This window comes from Enterobacter sp. N18-03635, assembly GCF_004006055.1.
GTDB lineage: Bacteria > Pseudomonadota > Gammaproteobacteria > Enterobacterales > Enterobacteriaceae > Enterobacter > Enterobacter vonholyi.
In genome coordinates this window covers 2,741,212-2,767,561 of the sequence record NZ_CP034769.1, presented here as the reverse complement: position 1 = coordinate 2,767,561, position 26,350 = coordinate 2,741,212, and the positions used below count along the sequence as shown (strand labels likewise).

General features: G+C 53.7%; 26 protein-coding genes and 1 pseudogene. 16 read left to right on the top strand and 11 right to left on the bottom strand.

Annotation, left to right across the window (positions count from 1 at the left end):
* The first annotated feature begins 1 nt into the window (after position 1).
* Entirely contained in the window at positions 2-2,062 is a 2,061-nt protein-coding gene (gene ptrB, locus ELK40_RS13925) for an oligopeptidase B (protein ID WP_127731442.1), read from the top strand.
* Here ptrB and exoX read toward each other — a convergent pair.
* From exoX to ELK40_RS13910, 3 genes are all read right to left on the bottom strand, one after another.
* Positions 2,059-2,721: an exodeoxyribonuclease X gene (gene exoX / locus ELK40_RS13920; RefSeq protein ID WP_010432611.1), complete on the bottom strand. Its 663-nt coding sequence runs from the start codon at positions 2,719-2,721 to the stop codon at positions 2,059-2,061. The genes ptrB and exoX overlap by 4 nt on opposite strands.
* Before the next feature lie 24 nt (positions 2,722-2,745).
* A complete protein-coding gene (locus tag ELK40_RS13915) occupies positions 2,746-3,396 on the bottom strand; it encodes a carbon-nitrogen hydrolase family protein (RefSeq protein ID WP_115875681.1) in 651 nt (216 codons plus the stop codon).
* Between the two features lie 110 nt (positions 3,397-3,506).
* Positions 3,507-3,737 carry a DNA polymerase III subunit theta gene (locus ELK40_RS13910; RefSeq protein ID WP_008500465.1) on the bottom strand — a complete coding sequence of 77 codons (231 nt, stop codon included), beginning with the start codon at positions 3,735-3,737 and terminating at the stop codon, positions 3,507-3,509.
* Between the two features lie 137 nt (positions 3,738-3,874).
* Here ELK40_RS13910 and yobA point away from each other — a divergent pair, with 137 nt between their 5' ends.
* The 3 genes from yobA to ELK40_RS13895 are packed head-to-tail and all read left to right on the top strand — an operon-like array spanning position 3,875 to position 5,472.
* Complete coding sequence (yobA, locus tag ELK40_RS13905; RefSeq protein ID WP_115875680.1) at positions 3,875-4,246, top strand: CopC domain-containing protein YobA; 372 nt, start codon at positions 3,875-3,877, stop codon at positions 4,244-4,246.
* 1 nt (position 4,247) lies between these two features.
* Entirely contained in the window at positions 4,248-5,117 is an 870-nt protein-coding gene (gene copD, locus ELK40_RS13900) for a copper homeostasis membrane protein CopD (protein WP_127731440.1), read from the top strand.
* A gap of 16 nt (positions 5,118-5,133) precedes the next feature.
* A complete protein-coding gene (locus ELK40_RS13895) occupies positions 5,134-5,472 on the top strand; it encodes a YebY family protein (protein ID WP_111964807.1) in 339 nt (112 codons plus the stop codon).
* A 442-nt stretch (positions 5,473-5,914) separates the two neighbouring features.
* On the opposite strand, the gene ELK40_RS13890 is transcribed toward ELK40_RS13895, so the two are convergent.
* Both ELK40_RS13890 and ELK40_RS13885 read right to left on the bottom strand, forming a co-directional pair.
* Positions 5,915-6,811 carry a benzoate transporter gene (locus tag ELK40_RS13890; RefSeq protein WP_127731438.1) on the bottom strand — a complete coding sequence of 299 codons (897 nt, stop codon included), beginning with the start codon at positions 6,809-6,811 and terminating at the stop codon, positions 5,915-5,917.
* 173 nt (positions 6,812-6,984) lie between these two features.
* Complete coding sequence (locus tag ELK40_RS13885) at positions 6,985-7,926, bottom strand: VirK/YbjX family protein (protein WP_115875582.1); 942 nt, start codon at positions 7,924-7,926, stop codon at positions 6,985-6,987.
* A 167-nt stretch (positions 7,927-8,093) separates the two neighbouring features.
* Between ELK40_RS13885 and pphA the strand changes: the two genes are divergently transcribed.
* Complete coding sequence (gene pphA, locus ELK40_RS13880; RefSeq protein ID WP_127731436.1) at positions 8,094-8,738, top strand: protein-serine/threonine phosphatase; 645 nt, start codon at positions 8,094-8,096, stop codon at positions 8,736-8,738.
* Between the two features lie 34 nt (positions 8,739-8,772).
* Here pphA and ELK40_RS13875 read toward each other — a convergent pair whose 3' ends face one another.
* The 4 genes from ELK40_RS13875 to yebS form a co-directional block, all read right to left on the bottom strand.
* On the bottom strand, positions 8,773-9,012 hold the full coding sequence (locus ELK40_RS13875; RefSeq protein ID WP_008500472.1) for a YebV family protein: 240 nt from the start codon (positions 9,010-9,012) through the stop codon (positions 8,773-8,775).
* Positions 9,013-9,119: 107 nt separating this feature from the next.
* Entirely contained in the window at positions 9,120-10,568 is a 1,449-nt protein-coding gene (rsmF, locus tag ELK40_RS13870; RefSeq protein ID WP_205734053.1) for a 16S rRNA (cytosine(1407)-C(5))-methyltransferase RsmF, read from the bottom strand.
* A 71-nt stretch (positions 10,569-10,639) separates the two neighbouring features.
* On the bottom strand, positions 10,640-13,273 hold the full coding sequence (locus tag ELK40_RS13865) for a PqiB family protein (protein ID WP_164850633.1): 2,634 nt from the start codon (positions 13,271-13,273) through the stop codon (positions 10,640-10,642).
* A complete protein-coding gene (gene yebS, locus ELK40_RS13860; protein WP_045908227.1) occupies positions 13,242-14,525 on the bottom strand; it encodes a membrane integrity lipid transport subunit YebS in 1,284 nt (427 codons plus the stop codon). The genes ELK40_RS13865 and yebS overlap by 32 nt, the downstream gene beginning before the upstream one ends.
* 132 nt (positions 14,526-14,657) lie before the next feature.
* On the opposite strand from yebS, the gene ELK40_RS13855 reads away from it, so the two are divergent.
* The 4 genes from ELK40_RS13855 (at position 14,658) to htpX (ending at position 19,081) form a co-directional block, all read left to right on the top strand.
* The gene (locus ELK40_RS13855; protein WP_008500476.1) at positions 14,658-15,155 is read left to right on the top strand and encodes a GAF domain-containing protein; all 498 of its coding nucleotides are present in this window, start codon (positions 14,658-14,660) and stop codon (positions 15,153-15,155) included.
* A 96-nt stretch (positions 15,156-15,251) separates the two neighbouring features.
* Positions 15,252-15,938 carry an RNA chaperone ProQ gene (proQ, locus tag ELK40_RS13850; RefSeq protein ID WP_028018656.1) on the top strand — a complete coding sequence of 229 codons (687 nt, stop codon included), beginning with the start codon at positions 15,252-15,254 and terminating at the stop codon, positions 15,936-15,938.
* A gap of 19 nt (positions 15,939-15,957) precedes the next feature.
* Positions 15,958-18,006 (top strand): carboxy terminal-processing peptidase, encoded by a 2,049-nt coding sequence (prc, locus tag ELK40_RS13845; protein ID WP_127731432.1) that lies wholly within the window; start codon positions 15,958-15,960, stop codon positions 18,004-18,006.
* Between the two features lie 193 nt (positions 18,007-18,199).
* Positions 18,200-19,081, top strand: a complete 882-nt coding sequence (htpX, locus tag ELK40_RS13840; protein ID WP_127731430.1) for a protease HtpX — start codon at positions 18,200-18,202, stop codon at positions 19,079-19,081.
* A 50-nt stretch (positions 19,082-19,131) separates the two neighbouring features.
* On the opposite strand, the gene ELK40_RS13835 is transcribed toward htpX, so the two are convergent.
* Entirely contained in the window at positions 19,132-20,505 is a 1,374-nt protein-coding gene (locus ELK40_RS13835; protein WP_127731428.1) for an MFS transporter, read from the bottom strand.
* Between the two features lie 179 nt (positions 20,506-20,684).
* On the opposite strand from ELK40_RS13835, the gene kdgR reads away from it, so the two are divergent.
* Positions 20,685-21,476 carry a DNA-binding transcriptional regulator KdgR gene (gene kdgR, locus ELK40_RS13830; RefSeq protein ID WP_111964800.1) on the top strand — a complete coding sequence of 264 codons (792 nt, stop codon included), beginning with the start codon at positions 20,685-20,687 and terminating at the stop codon, positions 21,474-21,476.
* Between the two features lie 62 nt (positions 21,477-21,538).
* Here kdgR and ELK40_RS13825 read toward each other — a convergent pair whose 3' ends face one another.
* A complete protein-coding gene (locus ELK40_RS13825; protein WP_127732805.1) occupies positions 21,539-21,778 on the bottom strand; it encodes a YobH family protein in 240 nt (79 codons plus the stop codon).
* Positions 21,779-21,939: 161 nt separating this feature from the next.
* Here ELK40_RS13825 and mgrB point away from each other — a divergent pair, with 161 nt between their 5' ends.
* The 6 genes and pseudogenes from mgrB (at position 21,940) to ftsI (ending at position 26,292) form a co-directional block, all read left to right on the top strand.
* Entirely contained in the window at positions 21,940-22,083 is a 144-nt protein-coding gene (mgrB, locus tag ELK40_RS13820) for a PhoP/PhoQ regulator MgrB (RefSeq protein ID WP_013096124.1), read from the top strand.
* A 74-nt stretch (positions 22,084-22,157) separates the two neighbouring features.
* The gene (locus tag ELK40_RS13815; protein ID WP_127731427.1) at positions 22,158-22,448 is read left to right on the top strand and encodes a YebO family protein; all 291 of its coding nucleotides are present in this window, start codon (positions 22,158-22,160) and stop codon (positions 22,446-22,448) included.
* Positions 22,449-22,471: 23 nt separating this feature from the next.
* Positions 22,472-23,461, top strand: a complete 990-nt coding sequence (locus ELK40_RS13810; RefSeq protein WP_127731425.1) for an MBL fold metallo-hydrolase — start codon at positions 22,472-22,474, stop codon at positions 23,459-23,461.
* Between the two features lie 525 nt (positions 23,462-23,986).
* Positions 23,987-24,131, top strand: a pseudogene (locus tag ELK40_RS13805) (DUF2627 domain-containing protein).
* 13 nt (positions 24,132-24,144) lie between these two features.
* Entirely contained in the window at positions 24,145-24,354 is a 210-nt protein-coding gene (cspE, locus tag ELK40_RS13800) for a transcription antiterminator/RNA stability regulator CspE (RefSeq protein ID WP_001062678.1), read from the top strand.
* A gap of 231 nt (positions 24,355-24,585) precedes the next feature.
* Positions 24,586-26,292: a peptidoglycan glycosyltransferase FtsI gene (gene ftsI / locus ELK40_RS13795; protein ID WP_127731423.1), complete on the top strand. Its 1,707-nt coding sequence runs from the start codon at positions 24,586-24,588 to the stop codon at positions 26,290-26,292.
* The last annotated feature ends 58 nt before the right edge of the window (positions 26,293-26,350 follow it).

The window sequence follows — 26,350 nt, the reverse complement described above, 5'->3', positions numbered from 1 at the left end:
CATGCCACCGAAAGCCCGACGTATACCTTATGCGATCACCACGCATGGCGATACGCGTATAGACAATTATTACTGGCTACGGGACGATTCGCGCTCCCGGCCAGATGTGCTCGACTATCTGCACGAGGAAAACGACTATGGCCGCAAGGTCATGTCCAGCCAGCAGACGCTTCAGGACCAGCTGCTGAATGAAATGGTGCAGCGTATTCCTCAGCGCGATATCTCCGCGCCCTGGACCAAAAACGGCTATCGCTATCGCCATATTTACGAGCCCGGCAATGAGTATCCCATCTATCAGCGTCAGTCGGTGTTAAGCGCCGAATGGGACGAGTGGGATATTCTGCTGGATGCCAACCAGCGCGCTGCACACAGCGAGTTTTATACCCTGGGTGGCATGTCCATTTCGCCTGACAATGCGGTGATGGCACTGGCGGAGGATTATCTCTCCCGCCGCCAGTACGGCCTGCGGTTTCGCAATCTGGAGACCGGCAACTGGTATCCGGAAATGCTGGAAAACGTCTCCCCGGATTTTGTCTGGGCGAATGATTCCGAGACGGTTTACTACGTCAAAAAGCACGCCTCGACGCTACTGCCTTATCAGGTATGGCGGCATACCGTGGGAACGGACTCCGCTGACGACGAGCTGGTTTATGAAGAGAAAGACGAAACGTTTTATGTCAGCCTGCATAAAACCTCCTCGCGCCACTATGTGATTATCTTCCTTGCCAGCGCGACGACGTCGGAAGTTCTGCTGCTGGATGCCGAACTGCCTGACGCCCAGCCGCTCTGTTTTCTGCCGCGCCGCAAGGATCACGAGTACAGCCTGGATCATTTCCAGCACAGCTTTTATTTGCGCTCCAATCGTGAGGGCAAAAACTTTGGTCTCTATAAAACCAAAGTGCGCGATGAGCGCAAGTGGGAGGTGCTTATCCCCGCGCGTGATCAGGTGATGCTGGAAGGGTTCACCCTGTTTACCGACTGGCTGGTGGTGGAAGAGCGCCAGCGCGGGCTGACCAGTATCCGGCAAATCAACCGCAAAACGCGGGAAGTGGTCGGGATTGCGTTCGACGACCCGGCCTATGTGACGTGGATTGGATTCAATCCCGAACCCGAATCATCGCGGTTGCGCTACGGCTACTCATCCATGACCACACCGGACACCCTGTTTGAGCTGGACATGGATACCGGACAGCGCCAGGTGATTAAACAGACCGAGGTTAAAGGGTTTGAGTCCGAAAACTACCGCAGCGAGCACCTGTGGGTCACCGCCCGGGATGGCGTTGAGGTCCCCGTCTCGCTCGTCTATCACCAAGCCCATTTCCAGAAAGGCAAAAACCCGATCCTGGTTTACGGCTACGGGTCGTATGGCTCAAGCATGGACGCCGATTTCAGCAGCAGCCGGTTAAGCCTGCTCGATCGCGGCTTTGTTTTCGCCATAGCCCATATTCGAGGCGGCGGTGAGCTGGGCCAACACTGGTATCAAGACGGGAAATTCCTGAAAAAGAAAAACACCTTCAATGATTATCTCGACGTCTGCGACGCGCTGATTGAGCAGGGCTATGGCGATCCGCAACTCTGCTTTGGCATGGGCGGCAGCGCGGGCGGCATGCTGATGGGGGCGGTTATCAACCAGCGTCCCGACCGCTTTAAGGGGATTGTCGCGCAGGTACCGTTTGTCGATGTGGTCACGACCATGCTCGATGAATCTATCCCTCTTACCACCGGGGAGTTTGAGGAGTGGGGAAATCCGCAGGATGAGATGTACTACCGCTATATGAAAGAGTACAGCCCGTACGACAACGTGGAGGCGAAAGACTACCCGCACATGCTGGTCACCACCGGTTTGCATGATTCTCAGGTGCAGTACTGGGAGCCGGCAAAATGGGTGGCAAAGCTGCGGGAGCTGAAAACCGATGACAATCTGCTGCTGCTGTGTACCGATATGGACTCCGGACACGGCGGGAAATCGGGACGATTTAAATCGTACGAAGGGGTTGCCCTGGAATATGCCTTCCTGATTGGCCTGGCGCAGGACACGCTGCCAGGCCGTGCGGAGGGTTAAGCGTCGCCCAGATAATGTTTCAGCGTTAAGCGCAGTTCCGGACTCATTCTGTCGAGGTTGTTATACAGCCAGCGCAAATAGCCCGGGTCTTTATCCGCTACCTCGGACACCGGCTTCCCGCGATATTTACCAAAGGTAAATGTGGTCAGTAACGCGGGGCGTCCGGTGATCGTCGCCATATCATCCGGTGTCCAGCCTGAGATATTCATAATATCAATCAGCAACGCGGCGGTGATATAGCAGTCATACAGGGCGCGGTGATGGTGAAGCCCCTCAGGGGTACGAACGCTGAGCTTGCGGGACTTGTACAGCGCCATATTGCTGTATTTGATGCCCGGCCAGAGACGACGCGCCAGCTTCATTGTGCAAATCCATTCGCCCGGCATTTCAGGTAGCACCCGGCGGTCAAAGCTGGCGTTATGCGCGACGTACCACGGGCTACCGTAGTAGTGCGGAATGATCTCTTCAATCCAGGGCTTATCCGCCACCATCGATTCTGTAATGCGATGGATAGCCATCGCCTGGGGGCTGATGGGGCGATCGGGACGCACCAGATGGCTCATTGGGTTGACGATTTTACCATCAACCACGTCGACAGAGGCCACTTCCACTATTCCGCCCTGAAGATCGCAAGTTTCGGTATCGATGACGCGCAGCATTGAAAACTCCTGAGCTTAAAACGCCTAGCCTAAAGGAATGATATCGCCTTGCCAACCCTCTCCGCCGAGCGTGCCGGTCACCAGAAGCTCGCCCTTATCCGCGCGGACGATCAGCTGGCCTTTATCATCCCATAGCGCGCTGCCGCCGCAGGCATTCGCCATTAGCACCGCAATAGCATATTTATGCGCGAAGCGCTGCAGGTTACTGATGGACTGCCGCCAGCGATTATCCCCCACCGACTGGCAGCTGGTAACAAGCGTTGCTCTGGGATCGAGATTGGGAGAATCGGGATGTGCATCAATGATGCTAAGGTGCTTGTCCCCCGGCACCAGGCTGGCTCCGCGCCCTTGCGGATAGCGCAAAATGCGATGGCGGGCGGGCGAAAACAGCACAAGACCTTTCTGTCTCTGCCCATCCTGATCCAGGGGGAGTCCCGCAATAACGGTAATCTGGTAAAAATGTGCCGCGTTAAGCAGCGGCTCCAGCTGCGCGTCATCGGGTGGGGGAGGTAGCGTCGGCGCGCCAGAGCCCGTTAAGGAGAGTTCAGGGAAGACCAGCAGATCGCACCCCTGCCGTGCGGCTTCGGCGATGAAGCGCAGGTGGTGCGTAACATGGTCATTCACACTCTGATGCAGCCCGCCATACTGGGCTGCCGCTATGTTCCAATGTGACATCGTGACTTCCTTATACACTGAGTCGCAGGGATTTAAGAATACACCTAAATTTATCAGGGTTTTCTTATCCTGCCAGATTCCGTGTAAGGAAGTGTAACGACTCGTTAAGCTTATTTAACTTTAGGTTCGTACGGTAAACGGGAGAGGTTAACCGAGGCGAGACGATGGGCGATTAATCTTTCGCGAAACCAGTCGCGCAGATGGGCGGGTTGTTCCCGTTCAACGACTTCAGCCACGACAGGCATGTTGTAACGCTCTTTGAACGCGACGCCAGCGGCAGCGAGATCGACATTCACTTTATCCATCTCGTCCTGCGGAAGGGCGGCCAGATTGATCTTCATTACCTTCTCCTTTTTCTGCGGCGGCAACGTTACCGCGATTGCACGACGATGACAAGCGGAGGCAGGATGATCCTCGACTCGTTTATTATACAGCGTTATTCTTTAGCATACAGACATAACAAAAAGGAATGATTGCGATGGGTTTCTCCGCCTCTCGCGCGGTATGCGCACTGGTTTTTGTGGCCTCGACAATGATGGCGCCCTCCGCGCTGGCACATGCACATCTTAAACAGCAGAGCCCGGCAGCGGACAGCGTGGTGAGCGCTCCGCAGGCACTTACGCTGAATTTTTCAGAAGGCATCGAACCGGGGTTTAGCGGTGTGGTGGTAACGGATGCGCAAAAGCAGGTCATCAAAACGGGAACCGCCACGCGCGACGAAAAGAACAAGGCGCAACTCACCGTTCCGCTGGAACAAACGCTGACGTCAGGGACGTACCAGGTAGACTGGCATGTCGTCTCCGTAGACGGCCATAAAACCAAAGGCAGCTATCACTTTAGCGTGAAATAGCATGCTGGCGCTGTGTTATATCGGGTTGCGCTTTATCCATTTCGGGGCGCTGATGCTTGTTTTTGGCAACGCGCTTTACAGCGTCTGGTTTGCGCCTTCCTCTCTCCACCGCCTGATGTCCCGGCGATTTCAACTGCAGCAGAAAGTGGCGGCCTTAATGAGCCTGGCGGCAGCGCTCCTGATGTTTATGCTTCAGGGCGGACTGATGGGTAACGGCTGGGGAGATGTGTTTGCCCCGCAGGTCTGGTACGGCGTAATGAGGACGCAGTTTGGCGGCGTCTGGCTGTGGCAAATCATACTCGCTGCGACCACGGTCGGCGCAGCATGGCTCGCACCGCTGAAAGGTTCGCGGCTGCTGTTGCTTACGATGGGCCAGCTTATCCTGCTGGCTGGGGTAGGGCACGCGGCAATGAACGACGGTCCGATGGGGGCGTTGCAGCGTCTTAATTATGCTTTTCACATGATCTGCGCCGCAACCTGGCTTGGCGGATTACTGCCTCTGCTGTTCTGCATGCGTCTGGCCAAAGGACGCTGGCAGAATGCCGCCATTTATACCATGATGCGCTTTTCGCGCGTGGGCCATTACGCCGTCGCGGGCGTGCTGCTCAGCGGAGCGATCAATGCGCTCATGATACTGGGTGTCCATATTCCCTGGCAGGCTGGTTACGTACAGTTTTTGTTGTTCAAATGTGCGCTGGTGGCGTTGATGGTGGTAATTGCGCTGGCAAATCGGTATTTTCTGGTGCCACGGTTTCGTCCGGAGAGCGGGCGAGCACAACAGATTTTTATCAGGATGACGCAGGCAGAAGTGGTGCTGGGAGCGCTGGTGCTGGCAACGGTCAGTCTGTTCGCCACCTGGGAACCCTTCTGATAAGGTTAAATATCATATGAAAAAGACAGTACTTTCTCTCATCTTGCTGGCCTGTACGGGGAGCGCGCTTGCCGCACCGCAGGTTATCACCGTCAGCCGTTTTGAAGTGGGTAAGGACAAATGGGCTTTCAATCGCGAAGAGGTGATGCTGACCTGCCGTCCGGGCCATGCGCTGTATGCGATCAACCCGAGCACGCTGGTGCAATATCCGCTGAATGATATCGCAGAGCAGCAGGTAGCCAGCGGAAAGAGCAGCGGACAGCCGATTAGCATTATTCAGATCGATGACCCGTCGCATCCGGGACAAAAAATGAGTCTGGCACCGTTTATCGAGCGCGCCGACAAGCTCTGCTAACGTTCGGGTTTCCAATAAAAAAACCGCAGATGCTTGCGAAAGCACTGCGGTTTTTCACATTTAATGATGCTCTGGCGCTTTTTTTCCGACCGCTTTAGCTGTGGACTGGAAAACCTGGCGTCGTCATCTATTCTTAAAAGGCAAGGCGACTTAGCCTGCATTAATGCCAACTTTTAGCGCACGGCTCTCTCCCAAGAGCCATTTCCCTGGACCGAATACAGGAATCGTATTCGGTCTCTTTTTATCTGTATGTTTTTTAAAGCATTTTTCGGTGCTGACTCGACATCATCCGAAACTTTCTCGAACTTTCCATATCCTGTCTAAACCATAACATACTCAGGACCGCGTGCGTCCAGGGTTTTTTTGGGATCTTTGTTAAAATTTTGTGGCCGAGCGACCGCTGAGCAAACGCCTTCTGACGTTCGAAAGGGCAACCCTTAAGTTAAATAATGAACGCGCTGAATTTGTCTTTGTGTTGGACAATGTACTCAGGGAAGTTTTCAACCGTTAGCTCTTGCCTGATTAACGTCCTATCCCGCCCCCAGATATCTTCCGCGTTTTTAATGACCTTCATGATGTGTTCCGGGTTGTTAAACTCAGGGAGATCGTATTCAGTATGGGAAATGGTCGACATTTTTTCTGAGATGCGCTCGGGTGTCATCACCCATGAGAAATGCCACCCACCATTTTCAATGATGCGGTTGTTAATCTTGAACCAGTTCCACTTTAGCCAGGACCAGTTTTTAACACTTCGGGTGCGTTTAAGATTCCTGAATGATTCAGGTTCACCGCCAAAGAAGTTAACGAGATTTTTATACTGGGTGGCTCTCGGTAATTTACATTTTCTTGGCGTGTTATCTGTATTAAAAACCTGCAGGTTAAACTGATAATTATAAAAATTCTGATAAATAGTAGTGCAGAGCTTTTTGAGGTTTATCGATGCTACTACCTGAGGTGAAAATATCTCGTCCACATCGGAAACTAAAATCAAATCATCATCGCTGGCATGGGACAAACCCTGCATGATGGCATTCCTCTGCGCGGCTTCATTTGCCCACGCATCCACTACCATTCCCTCTGGCAAACCCGGGATCACCTCTCGGGCCGGATGTGATTCTTCAGCGGCTTTCGTAATCGGTTCTTTATCATGCACAACGTAGATAATTTTATCTTTAAACTGACGATATTTATTAATGTCAAAATGCAGCTGCCTCTTTTTACCGGTAAAGGTATGCGTTGACTCAACGATAACGAAGCGATCGACAACGTCCGCTAGCGTGTTCAGCCTGATTTCGAGAAGCATATCTTCATCGTAATATAAGAAGCAGTCATAGATCATTACCGAAGTCCCTCATTTTTGCGCCCACATTGCGCTTTTCCCAACGCATTCGCCGGTATCATTTCGCGCAATGCTAACTGAGCGCACTCGCCCTGCGCAATAGTACACTGCTTTATTATTCATCCTATAAATAGATTGCATCCACTATGCAGTGAGCGAAGACGCCAGCCAGGCTAAAAGTGGGACTTAACGGATACCTCTATTTCATCAAGCAGCTCAAAGCGGCGGCGGTATTCGGCACGTTTTTTACTGGCGATCTCTTCAAGCGATTTACGCTCCATCTGTAGCGGCAGCTGCCAGCAGAAGGCCGAGAGCTTTTTACCGTCCAGCGATGCCCAAAATTCATCGTAGCTGGCATGGAAATGGCGACCTTTACTCAGGCGATACCGCAACGCGCGGAAAACGTGACCCTCATCGCTGACGGCAAAAATCGCCCGGACGGATGACTGCGCAGCCAGCTGGAAGAGGACTTCCATCAACACCCGTTTGGGGAAAAGACCATGACAGGCGCGGGTGGCCTGTTTAATGACGTCTCGCGATACGCAGCGGCGGGGTCCCTGAAGCCCGCCAATCACCATGACTTGCTGACCGTTGCTGCGCGCGACGCTAAAGGTCAGGCTGGCCAGCAGCGTGTCCTCGTTGTCGCGTAGCCACAGCGTGCTTTCGCCTTCGCGCTCGGCTTTCCCAGCAGAGGACGCATTGACCGTATAGGTTACACCGTCTTTTGCATGGAACTGCGCAACGGCTTGTTCCTGCGGGCTGGTCAGGGCCTGGGCGAGACCGCTCTCTTTCAGGCGGTCAATCCAGTAATAATGGTTAACGATAGCGTCGGCGCGATCGTTAGCCGTCAGGCCGCGCATCAGGTACTGCCGGTGGGTCTTGCTCGGCAATGTAATTTGAGAGGCCAGCAGCCTGTCAAAATCGTCGCGACCCGAAAGGGTTTCCAGCATGCGATGTGTAGAAGACCAGAACACCAGCGAACGTAACAGGAACTTCAGGCGATATTCGCGTTTGCGCCAGATCGGCCCCGGAACGCGTTTGCCGTTCACCAGCTCGGAAATAATATTTGTGCGATGCGGATAGAAAACATCGTTATGCAGGTGCGTATTAGACACGTGAAGACCCCTCTTTTTTTTCTGCCCTTATTCTAAAGAGCCAGGAAAAGGGGATTAATAGCGCGAGGATCTTTATTTCTGTTTGGTTTACCGTTTGTTTGATTTCGTGATGACCACGCCTGTCCGTCGACTTTTCTGCGGCAGCTATACTGTTTAAAGGAGGTGCTATGTATCAGCGAATTGAAGGTGGAATGTGGCGTCACGTCTGGGTTGTCAGCGATATACACGGTTGCTACCAGTGGCTTATGGATGAACTTAAACGCCGTCATTTTAATCCGTATGAGGATTTACTTATTTCTGTCGGGGATATGATCGATCGTGGCCCTGATAGCGTTAAATGCCAGCAGTTAATTAATGAAAAATGGTTTCGTGCCGTGCGGGGAAACCATGAGCAAATGGCGCTCGACGGTCTGGATAATAACGATTTTTCTCTCTGGATGATGAATGGCGGAATGTGGTTTTCGCATCTTGAACGCGATCGGCAACAGCTTGCGCTGTCGTTGCTCGACGCCTGTCGCGACTTACCGCATGTCATCGAGATAACCTGTGCGAACGGTCTTAATGTGATTGCCCATGCTGATTATCCGGCCGCGGAATACCGCTGGCAAAAACCGGTCAGTGACCAGCGCGTCTTATGGAACCGCGATCGGTTGATGGGGTTTATGGTGGGTAAAGGAGAGGGCATCAGCGGCGCGGATCATTTCTGGTTCGGACATACGCCCGTCGACAGAAGGTATGATTTTGACAATCTCCACTACATTGATACGGGTGCCGTATTTGACGGTTACTTTACGCTGGCGCAGCTGCAGTAATAAATAACCCGCCTTCGGGCGGGTTCTCTTTAGGTCAGGCAAGACGCATGACCCAGGCATCGGTTTTACTATCGTAATGCTCACGGTAAAGGACTGAATGTTCGCCATCAAGTATTGCCGGGACGCTGGTGTCTGCATCCCATGCATCAAGCTGCATGCACAAATCCGGGTCGGATTTGCAGGGAATACTTAACGTTCGATCGCCTTGTGCTTCGCCGCGCAGCTCTGCGTCGTCGATCTCAAAAGCGCCAATACGCACGCTGGTTTTCGTCATAGTGCTCTCCGGGTCGGTTGTCAAAAATCTGGTATGACCAGTGTGGCCACCCATTTTTGATCGTAGACAAAGAGAGCAAAATCGCCAGTAAAAAAATGCGCTTTTTATCAATCCGTGCGATCGTTACCGGTAAACAGCCGACCGTCCCGAACCAGCTCGCGTGGATAGCTGTTTTTCAGCCTTGAGCCGACCTTTTTTGCCAGGCCCAGCGGGTATCCCTGATACGTTACAATCACTTCATCGCCTGATGGCGTGCTCTCCGGATAGACATCGCGACCACGGTACCACTCTTCGGCTTCCTGATGCGTCAGGGCAAAGGTATTGTCGCGTCCGGCAAGGGCGATTACGGCCTCATGCTGCCAGCGATACCCTTTATTATGCACTTCCGCCAGGCGGATCCCGATTCGGGAAAAACGGACCTTTCCGATGAGCGGCTCGATCTGTGCCGGGAACAGCCATATCTCTTTATCACGCATCCAGGGGCGCAGGCTCTCATCCCAGACCAGTCCCGCTTTTTTAGCGGCGGCTTCAAGCTGTGCGGTTTCTCGACCTTTAAGGGGGGAAAACGGGAAGTTACCGACCTTGAATTTAGGTGCGGGCAGGGGAGCCACCACCTGCGTTTTACGCAGACGCGCCACAAAGAACCCTTCGCAGTCGTAAATCTGCGGGAAAACATGGAGGAACCCCTCCGGGGTGACAGCCTCCTGTGCTGAGGCGAACAGATCGTCGAGCGGCAGAAACTCGACCGCATCCGGATATTGCGCTTGCAGCCACAGGCAGACATCTTCGTTCTCATCGCGGTTTAAGGTGCACGTCGAATAAACCAGCGTGCCGCCGGGGCGCAGGGCATGGAATGCGCTGTCGATCAGCTCTCGCTGCGTGGCCGCGATCTCAAGGTTGCTCTCAACTGACCAGTTTTTTAACGCATCGGGATCTTTACGCACCACCCCTTCGCCTGAGCAGGGGGCGTCCAGCAGAATGGCGTCGAAGACTTCCGGCAGGGCGGCGCCAAACACGCGTCCGTCGAAATGCGTCAGGGCAACATTATGAATACCGCAGCGGCTGATGTTGGCATGCAACACCTTCACGCGGCTGGCGGAAAACTCGTTGGCGAGGATCGCCCCTTGATTACCCATACGGGCGGCAATTTGGGTGGTTTTTGAGCCGGGCGCGGCGGCAACATCCATTACGCGCTCTGGCGAATTGCCATCGGCAAACAGGGCGGCAACCGGCAGCATCGAGCTGGCTTCCTGAATATAGAACAGACCGCTCAGATGTTCAGCGGTACTGCCCAGCGGCAGTGAAGCTTCGTCATCGCGTTCTATCCAGAACCCCTCAGCGCACCACGGTACCGGCGTAAGCTGCCAGCCGTACGGAGCGACCAGCGCCAGAAAATCATCGACGCTGATTTTCAGCGTGTTGACGCGAATACTCCGGCGTAACGGACGCTGGCAGGCGGCGATAAAATCGTCTAACGACAGGTGAGAAGGAAGCGCCTCGCGCATCTGCGCCAGGAATTGTTCGGGAAGAAATACGGAGTTTTGAGCCACGGGCACACCACAGGGAAAAATTCAGGTGCGCAGTGTAGCATAAAGGCTCCGGTGCGTTGACACCGGAGCCTGTCAGATTAACGCGGCAGGGCGGTTCCCCATTCGCGCCACTCTTTTGGTTCGCTCTCGAGCAGCAGGAAGTGTTTACCCGGCTGCGCTTTTGGCGCCAGCGGCGTTCCCGGCGGCGTGGCAAACGCGATACCGCCGCGAATGAACTGGTTGAAGGTGCCGGTTTTCACCACGCCTCCCGTCAGGCCAAAGTCCAGCGAATAGCCGGATGCCAGCCAGAATACCGAGTTATTTCGAACCAGGTGCTGGTAACGTTCGCTAATACGTAATGCCACCATCACGCGGTCGGAGAGCGTACCGAGCGTCAGGCCCGTGACCGTACCCACTTCAATACCGCGGAATAGTACCGGAGTGCCGATGTTCAGCGAGCCCGCTTCCGGCACTTCCACCACGATGCTCAGGCCGCCAAGGTAGCGCGAGTCGGTGATCGTGGCTTCCTGCAGCTCGAAATCACGGCGGGCATTGCCCTGGCCTGGCTCAACGTTGATGTACGGCTGCAAAATGGTGTCGAGGTGCTCAACGCCAGCGGCCGAGATCTGCGGCGTGACCACCGAGAAGCGCGAGCCGGTGCGGGCGAAGGTCTGCACATATTCCGGGTAGAGCACGGCGGTGGCCTGCACCTCGTTGCGCGAGGTGATCAGCGTCAGCTTCTGGATCTGCCCGATATCAATGCCCAGATAGCGGATTGGCATGCCTTCCGCCAGCTTGCCGGCATCAAAGGCGTGCAGGGTAATCTGCCCACCCACCGCGCGGGCGGCGGTCTCGGATGGGAAGAGAATACGCTTATCGCCTTTACGCAGATTCGCGCCCGCACCGCTGAGGTTATCGAAGCTAATCGCCCCCCGCAGCGCGCGTGACAGCGGAGAGGCCTGTACGGTTAGCCCGTTACCGTTAAGCTGAACTTTCGCGCCGCCTTCGGCCCAGAAGACGCTGTTTGGCGTCAGCAGCTTGCGGTACTCCGGCTTGATATGCAGTTCGATATCGAACGCGTCCGCACGCGGGCGAACGGTGATCACTTCCCCGACTTCAAACTTGCGATACAGCACCACGGAACCCGCCTGTACGTCCGGCAGCGTCTCGGCGCTTAAGGTCAGCGTGGTGGTAGGAAGATCGCTCAGGCTGTTTTCAACCGCTTTCTCCAGGTTGGCATACAGCGGATAGCTGTCGCGCACGGGGCCTTTATTCCCTGGCAAAATGCGGATACCGCCGTTAACCCATTCGCTGGCGCTGGCGCCGAGGAACTCCACGCCGTCCAGACCCACCTTCACGTCGACGCGACTGTTCACCACGAATTTGCTGTCGCCATGCACCAGGTCGCTGTATTGCGGATCGATAGCGACCGAGAAAGTCACGCCATTCGCTGAGAGCTTACGCTCCAGCACCTGACCAACCTGCACGCCGTGTAAAATTAACGGCTGTCCGGCTTCGATACCGTAACTTTCTGGCGCATTCAGCGTGACCGTCACTACGCCCGGCTTTTGCAGCAGGGCTTTATCAGCCGGGGCAATCACGAAGCTATTGCTGGGTTCACCTTCGCCGGGGATGAGCTCAAACGTATTGCCGGTCAACAGCGTGCTGAGGCTGGCATCGTTCAGAGAGAGCTTTGGACTGCGCATTTCGATACGCGTTTTCTCGCGCAGGAGATCGACCACGCTCGGGTCGACCGTCATTTCGCCGGTGACCGAGCCGCCCGGGTTGAGCGTCATTTTGGTGAGCTGACCAACCTGCAATCCCTGATACATCAGCGGTGTTGAACCCGCTTTTAGCCCTTTAGCATCGGGCAGGGCGAGTTTGACGATCACGCCGCGCTGGCTGTGCGCCAGGTCAGCGTACAATCCAAATGAATCATCAGCGGTGGCAGGGCTTGAGTTTTCCGGCGAGTCAAAGGCGATGGCGCCATTAACCAGCGCGGCCAGACTCTCCAGCTTCACTTTCGCACCGCTCAGGCTGAGGTCCGCGTCCACGCCGGACACGTTCCAGAAGCGGCTGCCTTTTTTCACCAGATTGGTGAAGCGACGCTCGATCAGCACGTCAATGGTGACGCCCTGTTTATTTGGGTTGATCGCGTAATCGTACACACGGCCAACCGGGATTTTGCGGAAATAGACCAGTGAGCCACTGTTCAGAGAACCGAGATCCGGCGCCTGCAGATGGATCATTAAATCGCCGTTATTGAGGCGGTACTTCGGCTGTGTATCCAGGGCAACAAAGTGATCCTGCGGCTCTCCTTTACCCGGCATCATGCCAATATAATTACCGCCCACGAGCGCATCCAGCCCGGACACACCGGCCAGAGAGGCTTTTGGCGTCACCAGCCAGAACTGCGTTTCACTGCGCAGGGCATCCTGCATGTCAGATTTAATACTGACCCGCACCTGAATCTTGTTCAGCCCTTTTCCAAGAGAGATGTCCTGAACCGTACCCACTTCAACCCCCTGGAAGCGAACGGGCGTTCGCCCGGCGACGATGCCGTCGGCGGTCTGGAAATCAATGGTGACGGTGCTACCGCGATCTTCATAGCTCGTCCAGATAAGCCAGCCTGCAATCATCAGGGCGATGACGGGCAGCAACCAGAATGGCGAAATGCGGCGTTTTGTTTTAATTCTCGCTTCAGTCGGCGAAGCGGGGGTTTCCTGACTCATGTGCATCCCAAAGTAAGCGGCTATCCAGCCATTCCACAGCAAGAATAGTCAATATCACCGCAGAGCCGAAATAAAAAGCCGCGGGTCCCATTGTAAAAGCAAGTAACTGGTCGCGATTGATGAGAGACATCATCAGCGAAATTACGAACAAATCTAACATTGACCAGCGGCCAATCCAGGTGACGAATCGCAGAAGCAGAATGCGGGTTCGTAAGCCTTGTTCACACTTTAAGTGAATGCTGATGAGCAGGGTAATCATCACCACCACTTTGGTAAAGGGAACCAGAATACTGGCAATAAAAACGATCGCCGCCACCCCGACATTGCTGTGCGCAAGGGAGATAATCCCGGAGAGGATAGTATCCTCCTGACGTCCGCCATTCACGTAAATGATGGAAATAGGCAGCATATTGGCGGGGATCAGAAACACCAGGGAGGCGATCAGCGCCGCCCAGCATTTTTGCAGGCTGTTGTTTCGACGCAGCCTTAATGGAATGTGGCACCGCGGGCAGCGTCCGCGCGGGTCGGGTAACCCGGTATAGTGGCAACCCAGACAGACGCGCAGATTTTCATCGGGACGGGTGGCGGGGCGCTGCGGGTAAAATCGCTCCCAGAGCTGCTCAACGTTCAGGTGTATCAGCGTCAGGATGCTCAGCAATACCAGACAGATGAAGGCAAAGAGTCCGATGCCGGGCTGCAAAAAGGCATAGTCCTGTACCTTTATTGACGCAACGCCCACGCCGACCAGATAAATATCCAGCATCACCCACTCTTTGAGTTTATCCAGCATCAGCAGCACCGGGCGAAGGTTCATGCCGAGAATATTGCCAAACCAAAGATAGGCAATGGCGGCGACCAGCACCAGCGGCGCGCCAACGGTGCAGAACAGCACCATGGCGGCGGTGATGGGATCGCCCTGACGGGTCATCTGCCAGATACCCTGCAGCACGTTGGCGTCAATGCGCACGCCAAGCAGGTAGAGTTTCAGCAGCGGTTCGCTCCAGGCGAAGGGCATCAGCAGCAGCATGGTGACGGCCATGGCGGCGAGGCGGGTCAACGACCAGTCGCGACCATCGCGAATTTTAGCGTCGCAGCGAGGACAAAAGGCACTTTGGTGCGATTTCATCTTCGGCAACATAAAAAGCGTATCGCACTGGGGGCAACGCTGATAATGTGCACGAGGCAAAGCTTCGCTTACCGTATGGACAGTTATCTTTCTCGTCGGCGTAATTTTGGTTGTTTTTAAGGCCATCAGCTGCGCACAAATAAGTATTGTTGAAAGTTATAATAACTCATGAACGGATTCATCTTGAGCATGAGCGCATTTAATGCTTATTTTAATAGGCTATGCGGTAAATTTGTAAGACAACTAAGTGATTGAATAATGAACAAAACAGAATTCTACGCGGATCTGAACCGCGATTTTAAGGCATTGATGGCGGGTGAGACCAGCTTCTTAGCCACTCTGGCAAATACTAGCGCATTGCTGTTTGAACGTCTCTCTGACGTAAACTGGGCCGGCTTTTACCTTCTGGAAGGTGAAACGCTGGTGCTCGGTCCGTTCCAGGGCAAACTGGCCTGCGTGCGTATTCCGGTAGGGCGTGGCGTATGCGGCACGGCGGTAGCAGAGAATCAGGTCCAGCGTGTGGAAGATGTCCATGCGTTTGACGGACACATTGCCTGTGATGCCGCCAGTAATTCTGAAATCGTTTTGCCGCTGGTGGTCAAAAATCAGATTATTGGCGTTCTGGATATCGACAGTACGGTCTTCAGTCGCTTTACAACCGAGGACGAACAGGGGCTGCGCGAGCTGGTGGCGAATCTGGAAAACGTACTCGCTGCAACCGATTATCAAAAATTCTTTGCGAGCGTCGCAGGATAATCAACGGATAACGTAGCATTTACTGATAGCGTCATTATAATGACGCCTGTTCATGCCTGCGCTTGTTGGCAACGTCCGTTGTAATCAGGAAATTTCATGGAAAATCAACCTAAGTTGAATAGCAGTAAAGAAGTTATCGCATTTCTGGCCGAGCGTTTCCCGCAGTGCTTCAGCGCGGAAGGTGAAGCTCGTCCCCTGAAAGTCGGTATTTTTCAGGATCTGGTGGCGCGTGTTGAAGGGGAAATGAACCTCAGCAAAACTCAGCTGCGTTCCGCCTTACGTCTTTATACTTCGAGCTGGCGTTACCTGTACGGTATCAAACCAGGCGCTACCCGCGTGGACCTCGACGGCAACCCTTGCGGTGAGCTGGACGAGCAGCACGTTGAGCACGCGCGCAAGCAGCTTGAAGAAGCCAAAGCACGCGTTCAGGCACAACGTGCAGAACAGCAGGCGAAAAAACGCGAAGCCGCCGCGGCAAACGGCCAGGAAGAAGCGCCTCGTCGTGAGCGTAAACCGCGCCCTGCGCCGCGCCGTAACGATAATAACGATCGCAAACCGCGTGCAGACAAACCAGCAGCAAAAGCCCCGCGTGCCCCTCGTGAAGAGCCGCGCCATACGCCGGTTTCTGACATTAACGCCCTGAGCGTGGGTCAGGCGCTGAAGGTAAAAGCGGGTAACAATGCTATGGACGCCACCGTACTGGAAATCACCAAAGATGGCGTTCGTGTACAGCTGACTTCTGGTATGTCAATGATTGTACGCGCAGAACACTTGTTGTTCTGAAACGGAGGCCAAGCCTGGCATGAACACTTTTTTTAAGCTCACCGCGCTGGCGGGTCTGTTTGCTATAACAGGTCACGCTTTTGCAGTGGACGATATCACGCGTGTTGATCAAATTCCGGTACTCAAGGAAGAGACGCAGCACGCGACGGTGAGCGAGCGCGTGACCTCACGTTTTACCCGCTCGCACTATCGTCAGTTCGATCTCGATCAGGCCTTTTCGGCCAAAATCTTTGACCGCTATCTGAACTTGCTGGATTACAGCCATAACGTTTTGCTCGCCAGCGATGTCGAGCAGTTCGCTAAGCGCAAATCCGAGGTGGGTGACGAGTTGCGTTCAGGCAAGCTGGATCTGTTCTACGATCTCTACAACCTGTCGCAAAAGCGTCGTTTTGAACGCTATCAGTACGCGCTGAAAGTGCTGGAACGTCCAATGGACTTCACCGGCAACGACACCTTTAATCTGGATCGCAGCAAAGCGCCCTGGCCAAAAGATGAAGCCGAGTTGAATGCGCTTTGGGACGGCAAAGTTAAATACGACGAACTGAGCCTTAAGCTGACCGGCAAAGACGAAAAAGAGATCCGCGACACGCTGACGCGTCGTTATAAATTTGCTATTCGTCGTCTGGCGCAGACCAACAGCGAGGATGTTTTCTCACTCGCGATGACCGCCTTTGCGCACGAAATCGATCCGCACACCAACTACCTCTCTCCGCGCAACACTGAGCAGTTCAATACCGAAATGAGCCTGTCTCTGGAAGGTATCGGCGCGGTGCTGCAGATGGACGATGATTACACGGTGATCAATTCAATGGTCGCGGGTGGCCCGGCATCCAAAAGCAAAGCGATTAGCGTAGGCGATCGCATTGTGGGTGTTGGACAAACCGGCCAGAACATGGTCGATGTGATCGGCTGGCGTCTCGATGACGTGGTTGCGCTGATCAAAGGTCCGAAAGGCAGCAAGGTACGTCTGGAAATTCTGCCTGCCGGTAAAGGCACCAAAACCCGTATCGTTACCCTGACCCGCGAGCGTATCCGTCTGGAAGACCGCGCGGTGAAAATGTCGGTGAAAACCGTGGGTAAAGAGAAGGTTGGTGTCCTGGATATTCCTGGCTTCTACGTGGGGCTGACGGACGATGTGAAAGTTCAGCTGCAGAGGCTTGAAAAGCAGAACGTTAGCAGCATCATCATCGACTTGCGCAGTAACGGCGGCGGTGCGCTGACGGAAGCGGTTTCACTCTCTGGCCTGTTCATCCCATCTGGCCCGGTGGTTCAGGTGCGAGATAACAACGGTAAAGTCCGTGAAGATGCCGACAACGACGGTGTGGTCTACTACAAAGGCCCGCTGGTGGTCCTGGTTGACCGCTTCAGTGCCTCCGCGTCTGAGATCTTTGCCGCTGCAATGCAGGACTATGGCCGCGCGCTGATCGTCGGTGAGCCAACCTTCGGGAAAGGCACCGTTCAGCAGTACCGCTCTCTGAATCGTATTTACGATCAGATGCTGCGTCCGGAATGGCCTGCGCTGGGCTCGGTTCAGTACACCATTCAGAAATTCTACCGCGTGAACGGCGGCAGTACGCAGCGTAAGGGCGTCACGCCGGACATCATCATGCCGACTGGCACCCAGGAGACGGAAACCGGCGAGAAGTTTGAAGATAACGCGTTGCCGTGGGACAGCATCAATGCCGCGACTTACGTGAAGGCGGGTGATATGACCCAGTTTGGCCCTGAACTGCTGAAAGCGCATAACGACCGCATCGCGAAGGATCCGGAATTCCAGTACATCATGAAGGATATTGCACGATTCAATGCCCTGAAAGATAAGCGGAATATTGTTTCTCTGAATTACGCACAGCGTGAGAAAGAGAACAACGAAGACGATGCAACTCGCCTTGCGCGTATCAACGATCGCTTCAAGCGCGAAGGTAAGCCTCTGCTCAAGAAACTGGACGATCTGCCAAAAGATTACCAGGAGCCGGATCCGTATCTGGACGAGACGGTGCATATCGCTCTCGACCTGGCGAATCAGGAAAAAGAGAAACCTGCCGTACAGCCCGCTCCGGCAAAATAACCTCCTGACAGGCACAAGAAATTGTGCCTGTTTCTTTTTGTTCTGCATCCTTCCGTCAGTCAGATTTCCAATTGTGTAAAGTTGTGTCTTTCTGGTGACTTACGCCCGTCTGATGCTTGAAAATAGCCGCAATACCCATACGATGTGGGTAATCGCATAGTGCGTTTTGTTAAACTGAGGTAAAAAGAAAATTATGATGCGAATCGCGCTCTTCCTGCTCACCAACCTGGCGGTTATGGTGGTTTTCGGGCTCGTGCTAAGCCTGACAGGAATTCAGTCGAGCAGCGTTCAGGGTCTGTTGATTATGGCGCTGCTGTTTGGTTTTGGTGGCTCGTTCATCTCCCTGCTGATGTCGAAGTGGATGGCATTGAAATCGGTGGGTGGTGAGGTTATTGAACAGCCGCGTAACGATATGGAACAGTGGCTGTTGAATACGGTGGCTCAGCAATCCCGTCAGGCCGGGATCGCCATGCCGCAGGTGGCGATTTACCATGCCCCGGACATCAACGCTTTTGCCACGGGCGCCCGTCGCGATGCGTCGCTGGTGGCCGTCAGCACCGGCTTGCTGCAGAACATGAGCCGTGATGAAGCCGAAGCGGTTATTGCCCACGAAATCAGCCATATCGCCAACGGTGACATGGTGACCATGACCCTGATTCAGGGCGTGGTAAACACCTTCGTAATCTTCATCTCCCGTATTCTGGCGCAGATCGCGGCAGGCTTTATGGGCGGAAACCGTGACGAAGGTGAAGAGAGCAACGGCAACCCGCTGATCTACTTCGCCGTTTCGATGGTTCTGGAACTGGTCTTTGGTATTCTGGCCAGCATCATCACCATGTGGTTCTCCCGCCACCGTGAATTCCACGCGGATGCCGGCTCGGCGAAGCTGGTTGGTCGTGAGAAGATGATTGCCGCGCTGCAGCGCCTGAAAACCAGCTATGAGCCGCAGGAAGCGAACAGCATGATGGCCTTCTGCATTAACGGTAAGTCCAAATCGCTGAGCGAGCTGTTTATGTCTCACCCGCCGCTGGATAAACGTATTGAAGCGCTGCGCAGTGGGGAATACCTGAAGTAAGGCAAAGAACCCTACTAAGCCGGGCAGGAGAGCACTCCGCCCGGCTTTTTTTATGCCTGAACCCTGGGCTGGGTCACCCGCAGGCCGCTGACGATAGCTGCGAGGGTGGCAAGTACACCGGCGGTGAGGAGTGCAACATGGTTGCCGTTCTGGCCTGCGAGGTTAAACATCAGGGCGACCAGCGCCGCACCGCTGCTTTGCCCCAGCAGTCGAGCGGTCCCCAGCATGCCGCTGGCACCCCCGCTGCGATGACGCGGCGCGGAGGTGATGATGGTGTGATTGTTAGGGGACTGGAAAAGGCCAAACCCCGCGCCACAGAAGATCATGCGCCAGATGATGTCCAGATCGGTTGGCGATGACGGCAGCAGAGCCAGCGCGAAAAGGCCTGTCGCCATCACCGCCAGCCCCAAAGCGCCCAATAAACCGGCATGGACGCGTTCAATGAGGTAACCTGCCAGCGGCGCCATCACCATTGTCGCCAGCGGCCAGGGGGTTAACAGCAGGCCAGTCTCCACTTCTGAACGGCCTACCACGCTCTGCAAAAAGAAGGGCAGAGAAACCAGGGCCAGCATCTGGGCGCAGAAGGAGCAGACGGACGTGCAAATGGAGAGGGAAAAGAGGGGGATACGCAGCAGGTCAACGGGCAGTAAAGGCACGGGGAGAGTGAGCTGGCGGCGAACAAAGAAGAAGCCGATCGCCAGCAGAGCGATAAGCTCCACACCGGTAAGCATCAGGGACTGTCCCTGCGCAAAGCCGCTCAGCGCCGTAATCAGCAGGCCAAAGGTCAGGGCATTCATCACCGCACTTGCCACGTCGAAGCGCGGCATGGTGCTTTTGGGACCGTTAGCGGGTAGAAAGCGCAGGGCAAAGAAGATGGCGACAATACCCAGCGGCACGTTAATGGCGAACAGCCATTGCCATGACGCAACGGAAAGGATCGCCGCCGCAATGGTTGGTCCGGCGGCGGAAGAGACGGCGACAATAAAAGAGTTTATCCCCATACCGCGCCCCAGATGGCGTTGCGGATAAATTAAGCGGATCAACGCCGTGTTTACGCTCATGAGCGCCGCGCCGCCAAAACCCTGCGCAATGCGGGCAAGCGTCAGGGTATGCAGCGAATCTGAAAGGGCGCATAGCAAGGACGTAAAGGTGAAAACCACCAGACCGCACTGATACACCCGACGGTAGCCGAACATATCGCCCAGGAAAGAGAACGAGAGCAGGGAAACCACGATCGCAATCTGGTAGGCATTAACTATCCATATCGAACTGGCGGGAGAGGCGTGCAGGTCGCTGGCGATGGTTGGCAAGGCAACGTTCGCGATTGCGCCGTCAAGGACGGCCATTGAGATACCGATAATGATGGTGGCTATCGCGCCATACCGCTGGGGTAAAGGCAGGCCATCGGAAAGGGTCTTTTCCATTAAGATTAAAAAAGCTCAGTGTGAAATTATTCTCAGGATAACTATTTTAGCATTGTTACAGCCGCGATATGTCGCAGATTTGTAACGAAGTAAACGCGGATTGATTGCAGGTGACATGACGGGAACTTATAATAAAAACCGGTTCTGATTTTTATAAAACACTCTCTATGAGGTGGTAAATGGCTATTGCGGATTTGGATAAACAGCCAGATTCTGTTTCTTCCGTGCTGAAGGTGTTTGGCATCTTACAAGCACTGGGAGAAGAGCGTGAAATAGGTATTACAGAGTTGTCGCAGCGCGTGATGATGTCTAAAAGCACCGTATATCGCTTTTTGCAAACCATGAAGTCGCTGGGCTATGTCGCCCAGGAAGGCGAATCTGAAAAATATTCTCTGACGCTGAAGCTGTTTGAACTGGGTGCCCGCGCGCTACAAAATGTTGACCTGATCCGCAGCGCTGATATTCAGATGCGCGAAATCTCTCGTCTGACTAAAGAGACCATCCATCTCGGTGCGCTGGATGAAGACAGTATTGTTTACATCCATAAAATCGACTCCATGTACAATCTGCGCATGTATTCGCGCATTGGTCGTCGCAACCCACTCTACAGTACCGCGATTGGTAAGGTTCTGCTGGCGTGGCGCGATCGTGAGGAAGTGAAGCAGATCCTCGAAGGGGTGGAATACAAGCAAAGTACCTCACGAACCATTACCAGCACAGACGCGCTGTTAACGGTGTTGGATCACGTACGCGAGCAGGGGTATGGCGAAGATAATGAAGAGCAGGAAGAAGGGCTGCGCTGCATCGGCGTTCCGGTGTTTGACCGCTTTGGCGTGGTGATTGCGGGCTTAAGTATCTCCTTCCCGACTTTACGCTTCTCTGAAGAGCGTTTGCATGAGTATGTGGCTATTCTGCACACTGCCGCACGTAAAATTTCTGCACAGATGGGATATCACGAATACCCGTTTTAATCCCTCTTCGTAAAAAACGCCGCATCTGATGCGGCGTTTTTTTTTCATCATAATCAGACTGATTAGCCATTATCAATCACGACGGATGTTTTACGCAGTACAGGGCAGTGGGTTAAGCCAACGATCCCGCTGTCAGTATGCAGATACTGGGCTGTGCTCATTCCTTGTGCTGTTAAATATTTACACTGAATGCCTAGCCCGGCTGCGTTTTCGGTGCACCCCACGAGCACGCCATAGCCCGATAACAGAAGGCCAATCCAGACAAGGGCGAGTACAATAATTGTTCGAACAATAAAGCGCATCATTACCTCTTTTATCGTTGTTATCGTAATGCTAGCGTAATGTGTTTACGTGATGAAACAAGTGCATGATTCTGAAAAAAAGCGTGATAGAGGCACAGTTAGTCCTTGTTTAAGATAAGCGTGATAACCTCGCTACATCAGGTTTTAAGACGGAGTGTGGAGTGAAAAAAATACGCTGGGTGATTCTGGTTATCGTGCTGATAGCGTGCGTGGTGTTATGGACGCAGACGATCAATGTGATGTGCGATCAGGATGTACAGTTTTTTAGCGGCGTTTGCGCAATCAACAAGTTTATTCCGTGGTAAGAGACATTTTTTCTCAACGTGATTTCCTTCCTTCGCGCCAGTGGTAAAATAGACGTTTTTATTGAGGTGGTGAAATGGGTGAGTTACTGAATTCAGGGCTGCTGAATATAGCATCCCTGATGATTTCTTTGGTTGTTCTGCTCGTGGGTCTGGTCATTTGGTTTTTCGTGAACCGAGCCAGCTCCCGGACTAACGAGCAGATCGAGCTGCTTGAAGCGCTGCTCGATCAGCAAAAACGTCAGAATGCGCTGCTACGCCGTCTGTGTGAGGCTAACGAACCGGAAGAGAAAGACGCGCCGAAAGACGCGGTTGCCGAAGAAAACAAAGACGAAGATGACTTTATCCGCCTGGTGGCTGAGCGTTAATCTTTTTGTCCTGGGAGGTGGCTGTGGTCTGGAAAAACCCCTGGTATGACCCCTCCCTGAAACATCATACCCCGAACGGTTTTCGTAATACCCTCCCTGTCGGACATCAACCCGGCGACATTGACCGTTGGCGTAAAGCGCGTAAAGAGGCCGGTTTACCGAAACCACCTGCGCTGGGTTATGAAGATTTTATCCAACATTGGTGGCAACCTGTAGAGCTCACGCAACCTCATGGAGATGGGGTATGGTGGCTCGGACACGCGAGCGTGTTGCTGCAGCTGGACGGTAATATTATCCTTACCGATCCGGTATTTTCACGGCGCGCTTCTCCGCTCCCTTTCCTGGGACCACAGCGCAAAACGCCTCCCGTACTGTCTGTCGAGCAACTTCATCAGCTTGATGCGGTCGTCATCTCCCATAATCATTACGATCATCTTGATGACGCGACCATTCGCCGAATTCTCAAGCGCTTTCCCGACGTTAGTGTTTTTGTTCCCCTGGGTCTGGCCGACTGGTTTCGTCGTCGGGGAGCAAAACGCGTAGTTGAGCTTGACTGGTGGCAGAGTTTCACCTGGCAGGGGATGACGCTGACCGCCGTACCGGCACAGCACTGGAGCATGCGCACGCCATGGAACCGCAATCGTTCCTTGTGGTGCGGCTGGGTGATGGAAGGACGGCATCACCGTTTCTGGTTCAGCGGTGATACAGGCTATTCACCTGAGCTGCTGTTGATTCCTGAACGCCTGGGCCAGATAGATGTTGCCGCGTTACCGATTGGTGCCTATGCCCCACGATGGTTCATGGCTGTCCATCATATGGATCCGCAATCTGCGGTGGCATTGTGGCAGCAGCTGGGCTGTCCACTGACGTTTCCCATCCACTGGGGCGTATTTGAACTGGCAGATGAAGCGCTAGATGAACCTGTGCAGGAGTTAACTAACGCGCTCGATAATTTAGCACCAGTTAATCATTCTTTCAGGATACTGAAAATTGGTGAATATTTATCCTTATAAACGAAGCGTTAAATTGTTGCATATATTCTTGATGTAAACGCTCGCAGGAATGTTTTATTTTTATCGAAACGTTTTGCTTGCCTTCTTTTGATGCAGAGTCATAAAAATTTCATTATTTTGGTGCATAACGCTGTTTATTAACTGGTGCATTTAAATACAGACGGAAGTGGTTTTTTAACAGTGTTTTTTCTCTGAAACAATTTGGTCGCGTTACAATGATTTAAGCATAAGTTTTCACAAATTGTTCTAACTCAATCAAGACGTAAGATTTCTTTTCCCGGTTGCTGGACGGTTCGTAATGATTGAGCTATGTTAAAAAAGTCTTAGATTACAGCGGTTGTGCAAGCAATGCTGGGTCTTTGTTACGCAGCAGGGCTGTCTGTACGTGATGCGCATAATTGTGCAAAACCTGACAGGCACTGTTCGAATTTGTGCGGCGGATCGAGACATGTTTAAAAATGGCTTGCCATATTAAACATAGTGTGTGATAACACGTTTTGGGTCAAACGAGGTACAGTTCTGTTTATGTGTGGCATTTTCAGTAAAGAAGTCCTGAGTAAACACGTTGTCGTTGAATACCGCTTCTCTGCCGAACCTTATATTAGTGCCTCATGCAGTAATGTCTCAGTTTTATCTCAGTTAATGCCTGCGGGCTAAGAAAACACTCTAAGGAATTTTGCAAAATGGCAAAGATTAAAGGTCAAGTTAAGTGGTTCAACGAGTCTAAAGGTTTTGGTTTCATTACTCCTGCTGACGGCAGCAAAGACGTGTTCGTACACTTCTCTGCAATCCAGGGTAACGGCTTCAAAACTCTGGCTGAAGGCCAGAACGTTGAGTTCGAAATTCAGGACGGCCAGAAAGGCCCAGCTGCAGTTAACGTAACTGCTATCTGATCGAACCGCTGCTGACTGAAGCGCTTAGCACTTCACTCTCAGACATAAAGCCTCGCATACCGCGGGGCTTTTTTATGTCCCTTATCTTTCAAAATATTACCATTCGCGGTCTTGTTAGTAACTTGTTGCAAAGCTGCGAGGTTAGTAGCACTGTTTTGCCACCCATAACGCATCTTTTCCCGTTAAATCAGCACGTTGTTTTACAGTCCTGGGGTTCAGGTGAAGAAGAAAATGATTACGACCGCTGGCAATTTCACGCCGGCGCGTTTTGCACTGCTCTGCTTAGCGATTTTTTGTAGTCTGGCTTTTTTGCTGGGCCGTGTTGCCTGGCTGCAAATCATCAAGCCTGACAATCTGGTAAAGCAGGAAGATATGCGATCCCTCCGCCAGCTGACGATTGATGCGCCGCGCGGCATGATAATGGATCGCGCAGGTCGACCCCTGGCGGTGAGCGTGCCCGTCCAGGCCGTTTGGGCCGATCCTAAAGCGGTGCTGGCAAAAGGAGGCGTTGGCGTTGATGAACGCTGGCAGGCGTTGGCAAATGCGCTGCATCTCTCCCTGGGCACACTCTCGGCGCGAATTAACGCCAACCCGCAGGGGCGTTTTATTTATCTTGCCCGCCAGGTCGATCCCGCACAGGCAAAGTGGATCGATAAGCTGAATCTGCCCGGCATCAATTTACGCGATGAATCCCGCCGTTTTTATCCTGCAGGCCATGTGGCAGCGAACCTGATTGGCTTCACCAATATTGACGGGCAGGGCATTGAAGGCGTGGAAAAAAGCTTTAACGCGCAGCTGACCGGCAAGGCCGGAGTTCGGCAGGTAAGGGAAGACCGCTACGGTCGCGTGGTTGAAAACCTGACGGAAGTGGCACCCTCGCCAGCGCATAACATTCAGTTGAGTATTGACGAGCGGCTGCAGACCATTACTGAAGATGCGCTCGATAATGCCGTGGCCTGGAATAAGGCCGAGTCGGGTGCTTCGGTGCTCATTAATATCCCAACCGGGGAAATACTCGCGATGGCGAGCTATCCGGATTTCAATCCCAATAATCGAGAAGGTGCGACGATAAATGATTTTCGCAACCGCGCGATCAGCGATACGTTCGAGCCCGGTTCGACCGTCAAGCCGCTGGTGCTGATGACGGCCCTGCAGCAGGGTCTGGTTCAGCCCGACAGCGTGATTGACACTCATCCGTATACCCTTGACGGGCATCGTATCCGCGATGTGGGCTACTATCCTGAACTGACGATGACCGGGATCCTGCAAAAATCGAGCGACACCGGCGTGTCCCGACTTTCGCTGGCGATGCCTGTCCAGCACCTTATTGATACCTATCGAAACTTTGGTTTTGGTACGAATACGGGGCTTGGCTTAACGGGGGAAAGCGCGGGGCTGCTGCCCCAGCGTAAATACTGGAGCCAGCTCGACCGGGCGACCTTTGCCTTCGGCTACGGGTTGATGGTAACGCCGCTCCAGCTGGCTCACGTCTACGCCACGATTGGCGGCTTCGGGCTCGAGCGACCTCTTTCGATTACGCGTATCGATCCACCCGTTATCGGGCACCGCGTCATGCCGGAAGAGATTGCGCACGAGGTGGAGCACATGATGGAGAGCGTTGCGCTGCCGGGCGGCGGTGGCGTTAAGGCTGCCGTGCGTGATTACCGGGTGGCGGTTAAAACCGGTACGGCGAAGAAAATTGACGATAGCGGGAAGTACGTCGATAAATACGTCGCCTATACTGCCGGCGTTGCGCCTGCCAGCGATCCGCGATTTGCCCTGGTGGTGGTCATTAACGATCCGCAAAATGGCGCCTACTACGGCGGGGCCGTCTCCGCGCCTGTCTTCAGTGAAATTATGGGTAACGTGCTGCGTCTGGAAAATGTGAAACCTGACGGGCTACCGGCGGGTTCCGATCACCTAATCGTTATGCGTTAACCGGGCGTTTATAACCAGGGCGAATAGCGGTACACTTCGCCCTTTGATTATGCTCCGG

Coding starts and splice junctions, on each gene's coding strand:
- ELK40_RS13895 (WP_111964807.1), top strand. CDS start 5,134: ATGAAAAAGACAGTACTTTCTCTCATCTTGCTGGCCTGTACGGGGAGC.
- ELK40_RS13835 (WP_127731428.1), bottom strand. CDS start 20,505: ATGGAAAAGACCCTTTCCGATGGCCTGCCTTTACCCCAGCGGTATGGC.
- ELK40_RS13915 (WP_115875681.1), bottom strand. CDS start 3,396: ATGTCACATTGGAACATAGCGGCAGCCCAGTATGGCGGGCTGCATCAG.
- yobA (WP_115875680.1), top strand. CDS start 3,875: ATGGGTTTCTCCGCCTCTCGCGCGGTATGCGCACTGGTTTTTGTGGCC.
- ELK40_RS13865 (WP_164850633.1), bottom strand. CDS start 13,273: ATGAGTCAGGAAACCCCCGCTTCGCCGACTGAAGCGAGAATTAAAACA.
- ELK40_RS13890 (WP_127731438.1), bottom strand. CDS start 6,811: ATGATCTATGACTGCTTCTTATATTACGATGAAGATATGCTTCTCGAA.
- ELK40_RS13855 (WP_008500476.1), top strand. CDS start 14,658: ATGAACAAAACAGAATTCTACGCGGATCTGAACCGCGATTTTAAGGCA.
- copD (WP_127731440.1), top strand. CDS start 4,248: ATGCTGGCGCTGTGTTATATCGGGTTGCGCTTTATCCATTTCGGGGCG.
- prc (WP_127731432.1), top strand. CDS start 15,958: ATGAACACTTTTTTTAAGCTCACCGCGCTGGCGGGTCTGTTTGCTATA.
- ftsI (WP_127731423.1), top strand. CDS start 24,586: ATGATTACGACCGCTGGCAATTTCACGCCGGCGCGTTTTGCACTGCTC.
- cspE (WP_001062678.1), top strand. CDS start 24,145: ATGGCAAAGATTAAAGGTCAAGTTAAGTGGTTCAACGAGTCTAAAGGT.
- ELK40_RS13815 (WP_127731427.1), top strand. CDS start 22,158: ATGGGTGAGTTACTGAATTCAGGGCTGCTGAATATAGCATCCCTGATG.
- kdgR (WP_111964800.1), top strand. CDS start 20,685: ATGGCTATTGCGGATTTGGATAAACAGCCAGATTCTGTTTCTTCCGTG.
- proQ (WP_028018656.1), top strand. CDS start 15,252: ATGGAAAATCAACCTAAGTTGAATAGCAGTAAAGAAGTTATCGCATTT.
- yebS (WP_045908227.1), bottom strand. CDS start 14,525: ATGGCCTTAAAAACAACCAAAATTACGCCGACGAGAAAGATAACTGTC.
- htpX (WP_127731430.1), top strand. CDS start 18,200: ATGATGCGAATCGCGCTCTTCCTGCTCACCAACCTGGCGGTTATGGTG.
- ELK40_RS13910 (WP_008500465.1), bottom strand. CDS start 3,737: ATGAAGATCAATCTGGCCGCCCTTCCGCAGGACGAGATGGATAAAGTG.
- ptrB (WP_127731442.1), top strand. CDS start 2: ATGCCACCGAAAGCCCGACGTATACCTTATGCGATCACCACGCATGGC.
- ELK40_RS13825 (WP_127732805.1), bottom strand. CDS start 21,778: ATGCGCTTTATTGTTCGAACAATTATTGTACTCGCCCTTGTCTGGATT.
- ELK40_RS13875 (WP_008500472.1), bottom strand. CDS start 9,012: ATGACGAAAACCAGCGTGCGTATTGGCGCTTTTGAGATCGACGACGCA.
- pphA (WP_127731436.1), top strand. CDS start 8,094: ATGTATCAGCGAATTGAAGGTGGAATGTGGCGTCACGTCTGGGTTGTC.
- exoX (WP_010432611.1), bottom strand. CDS start 2,721: ATGCTGCGCGTCATCGATACCGAAACTTGCGATCTTCAGGGCGGAATA.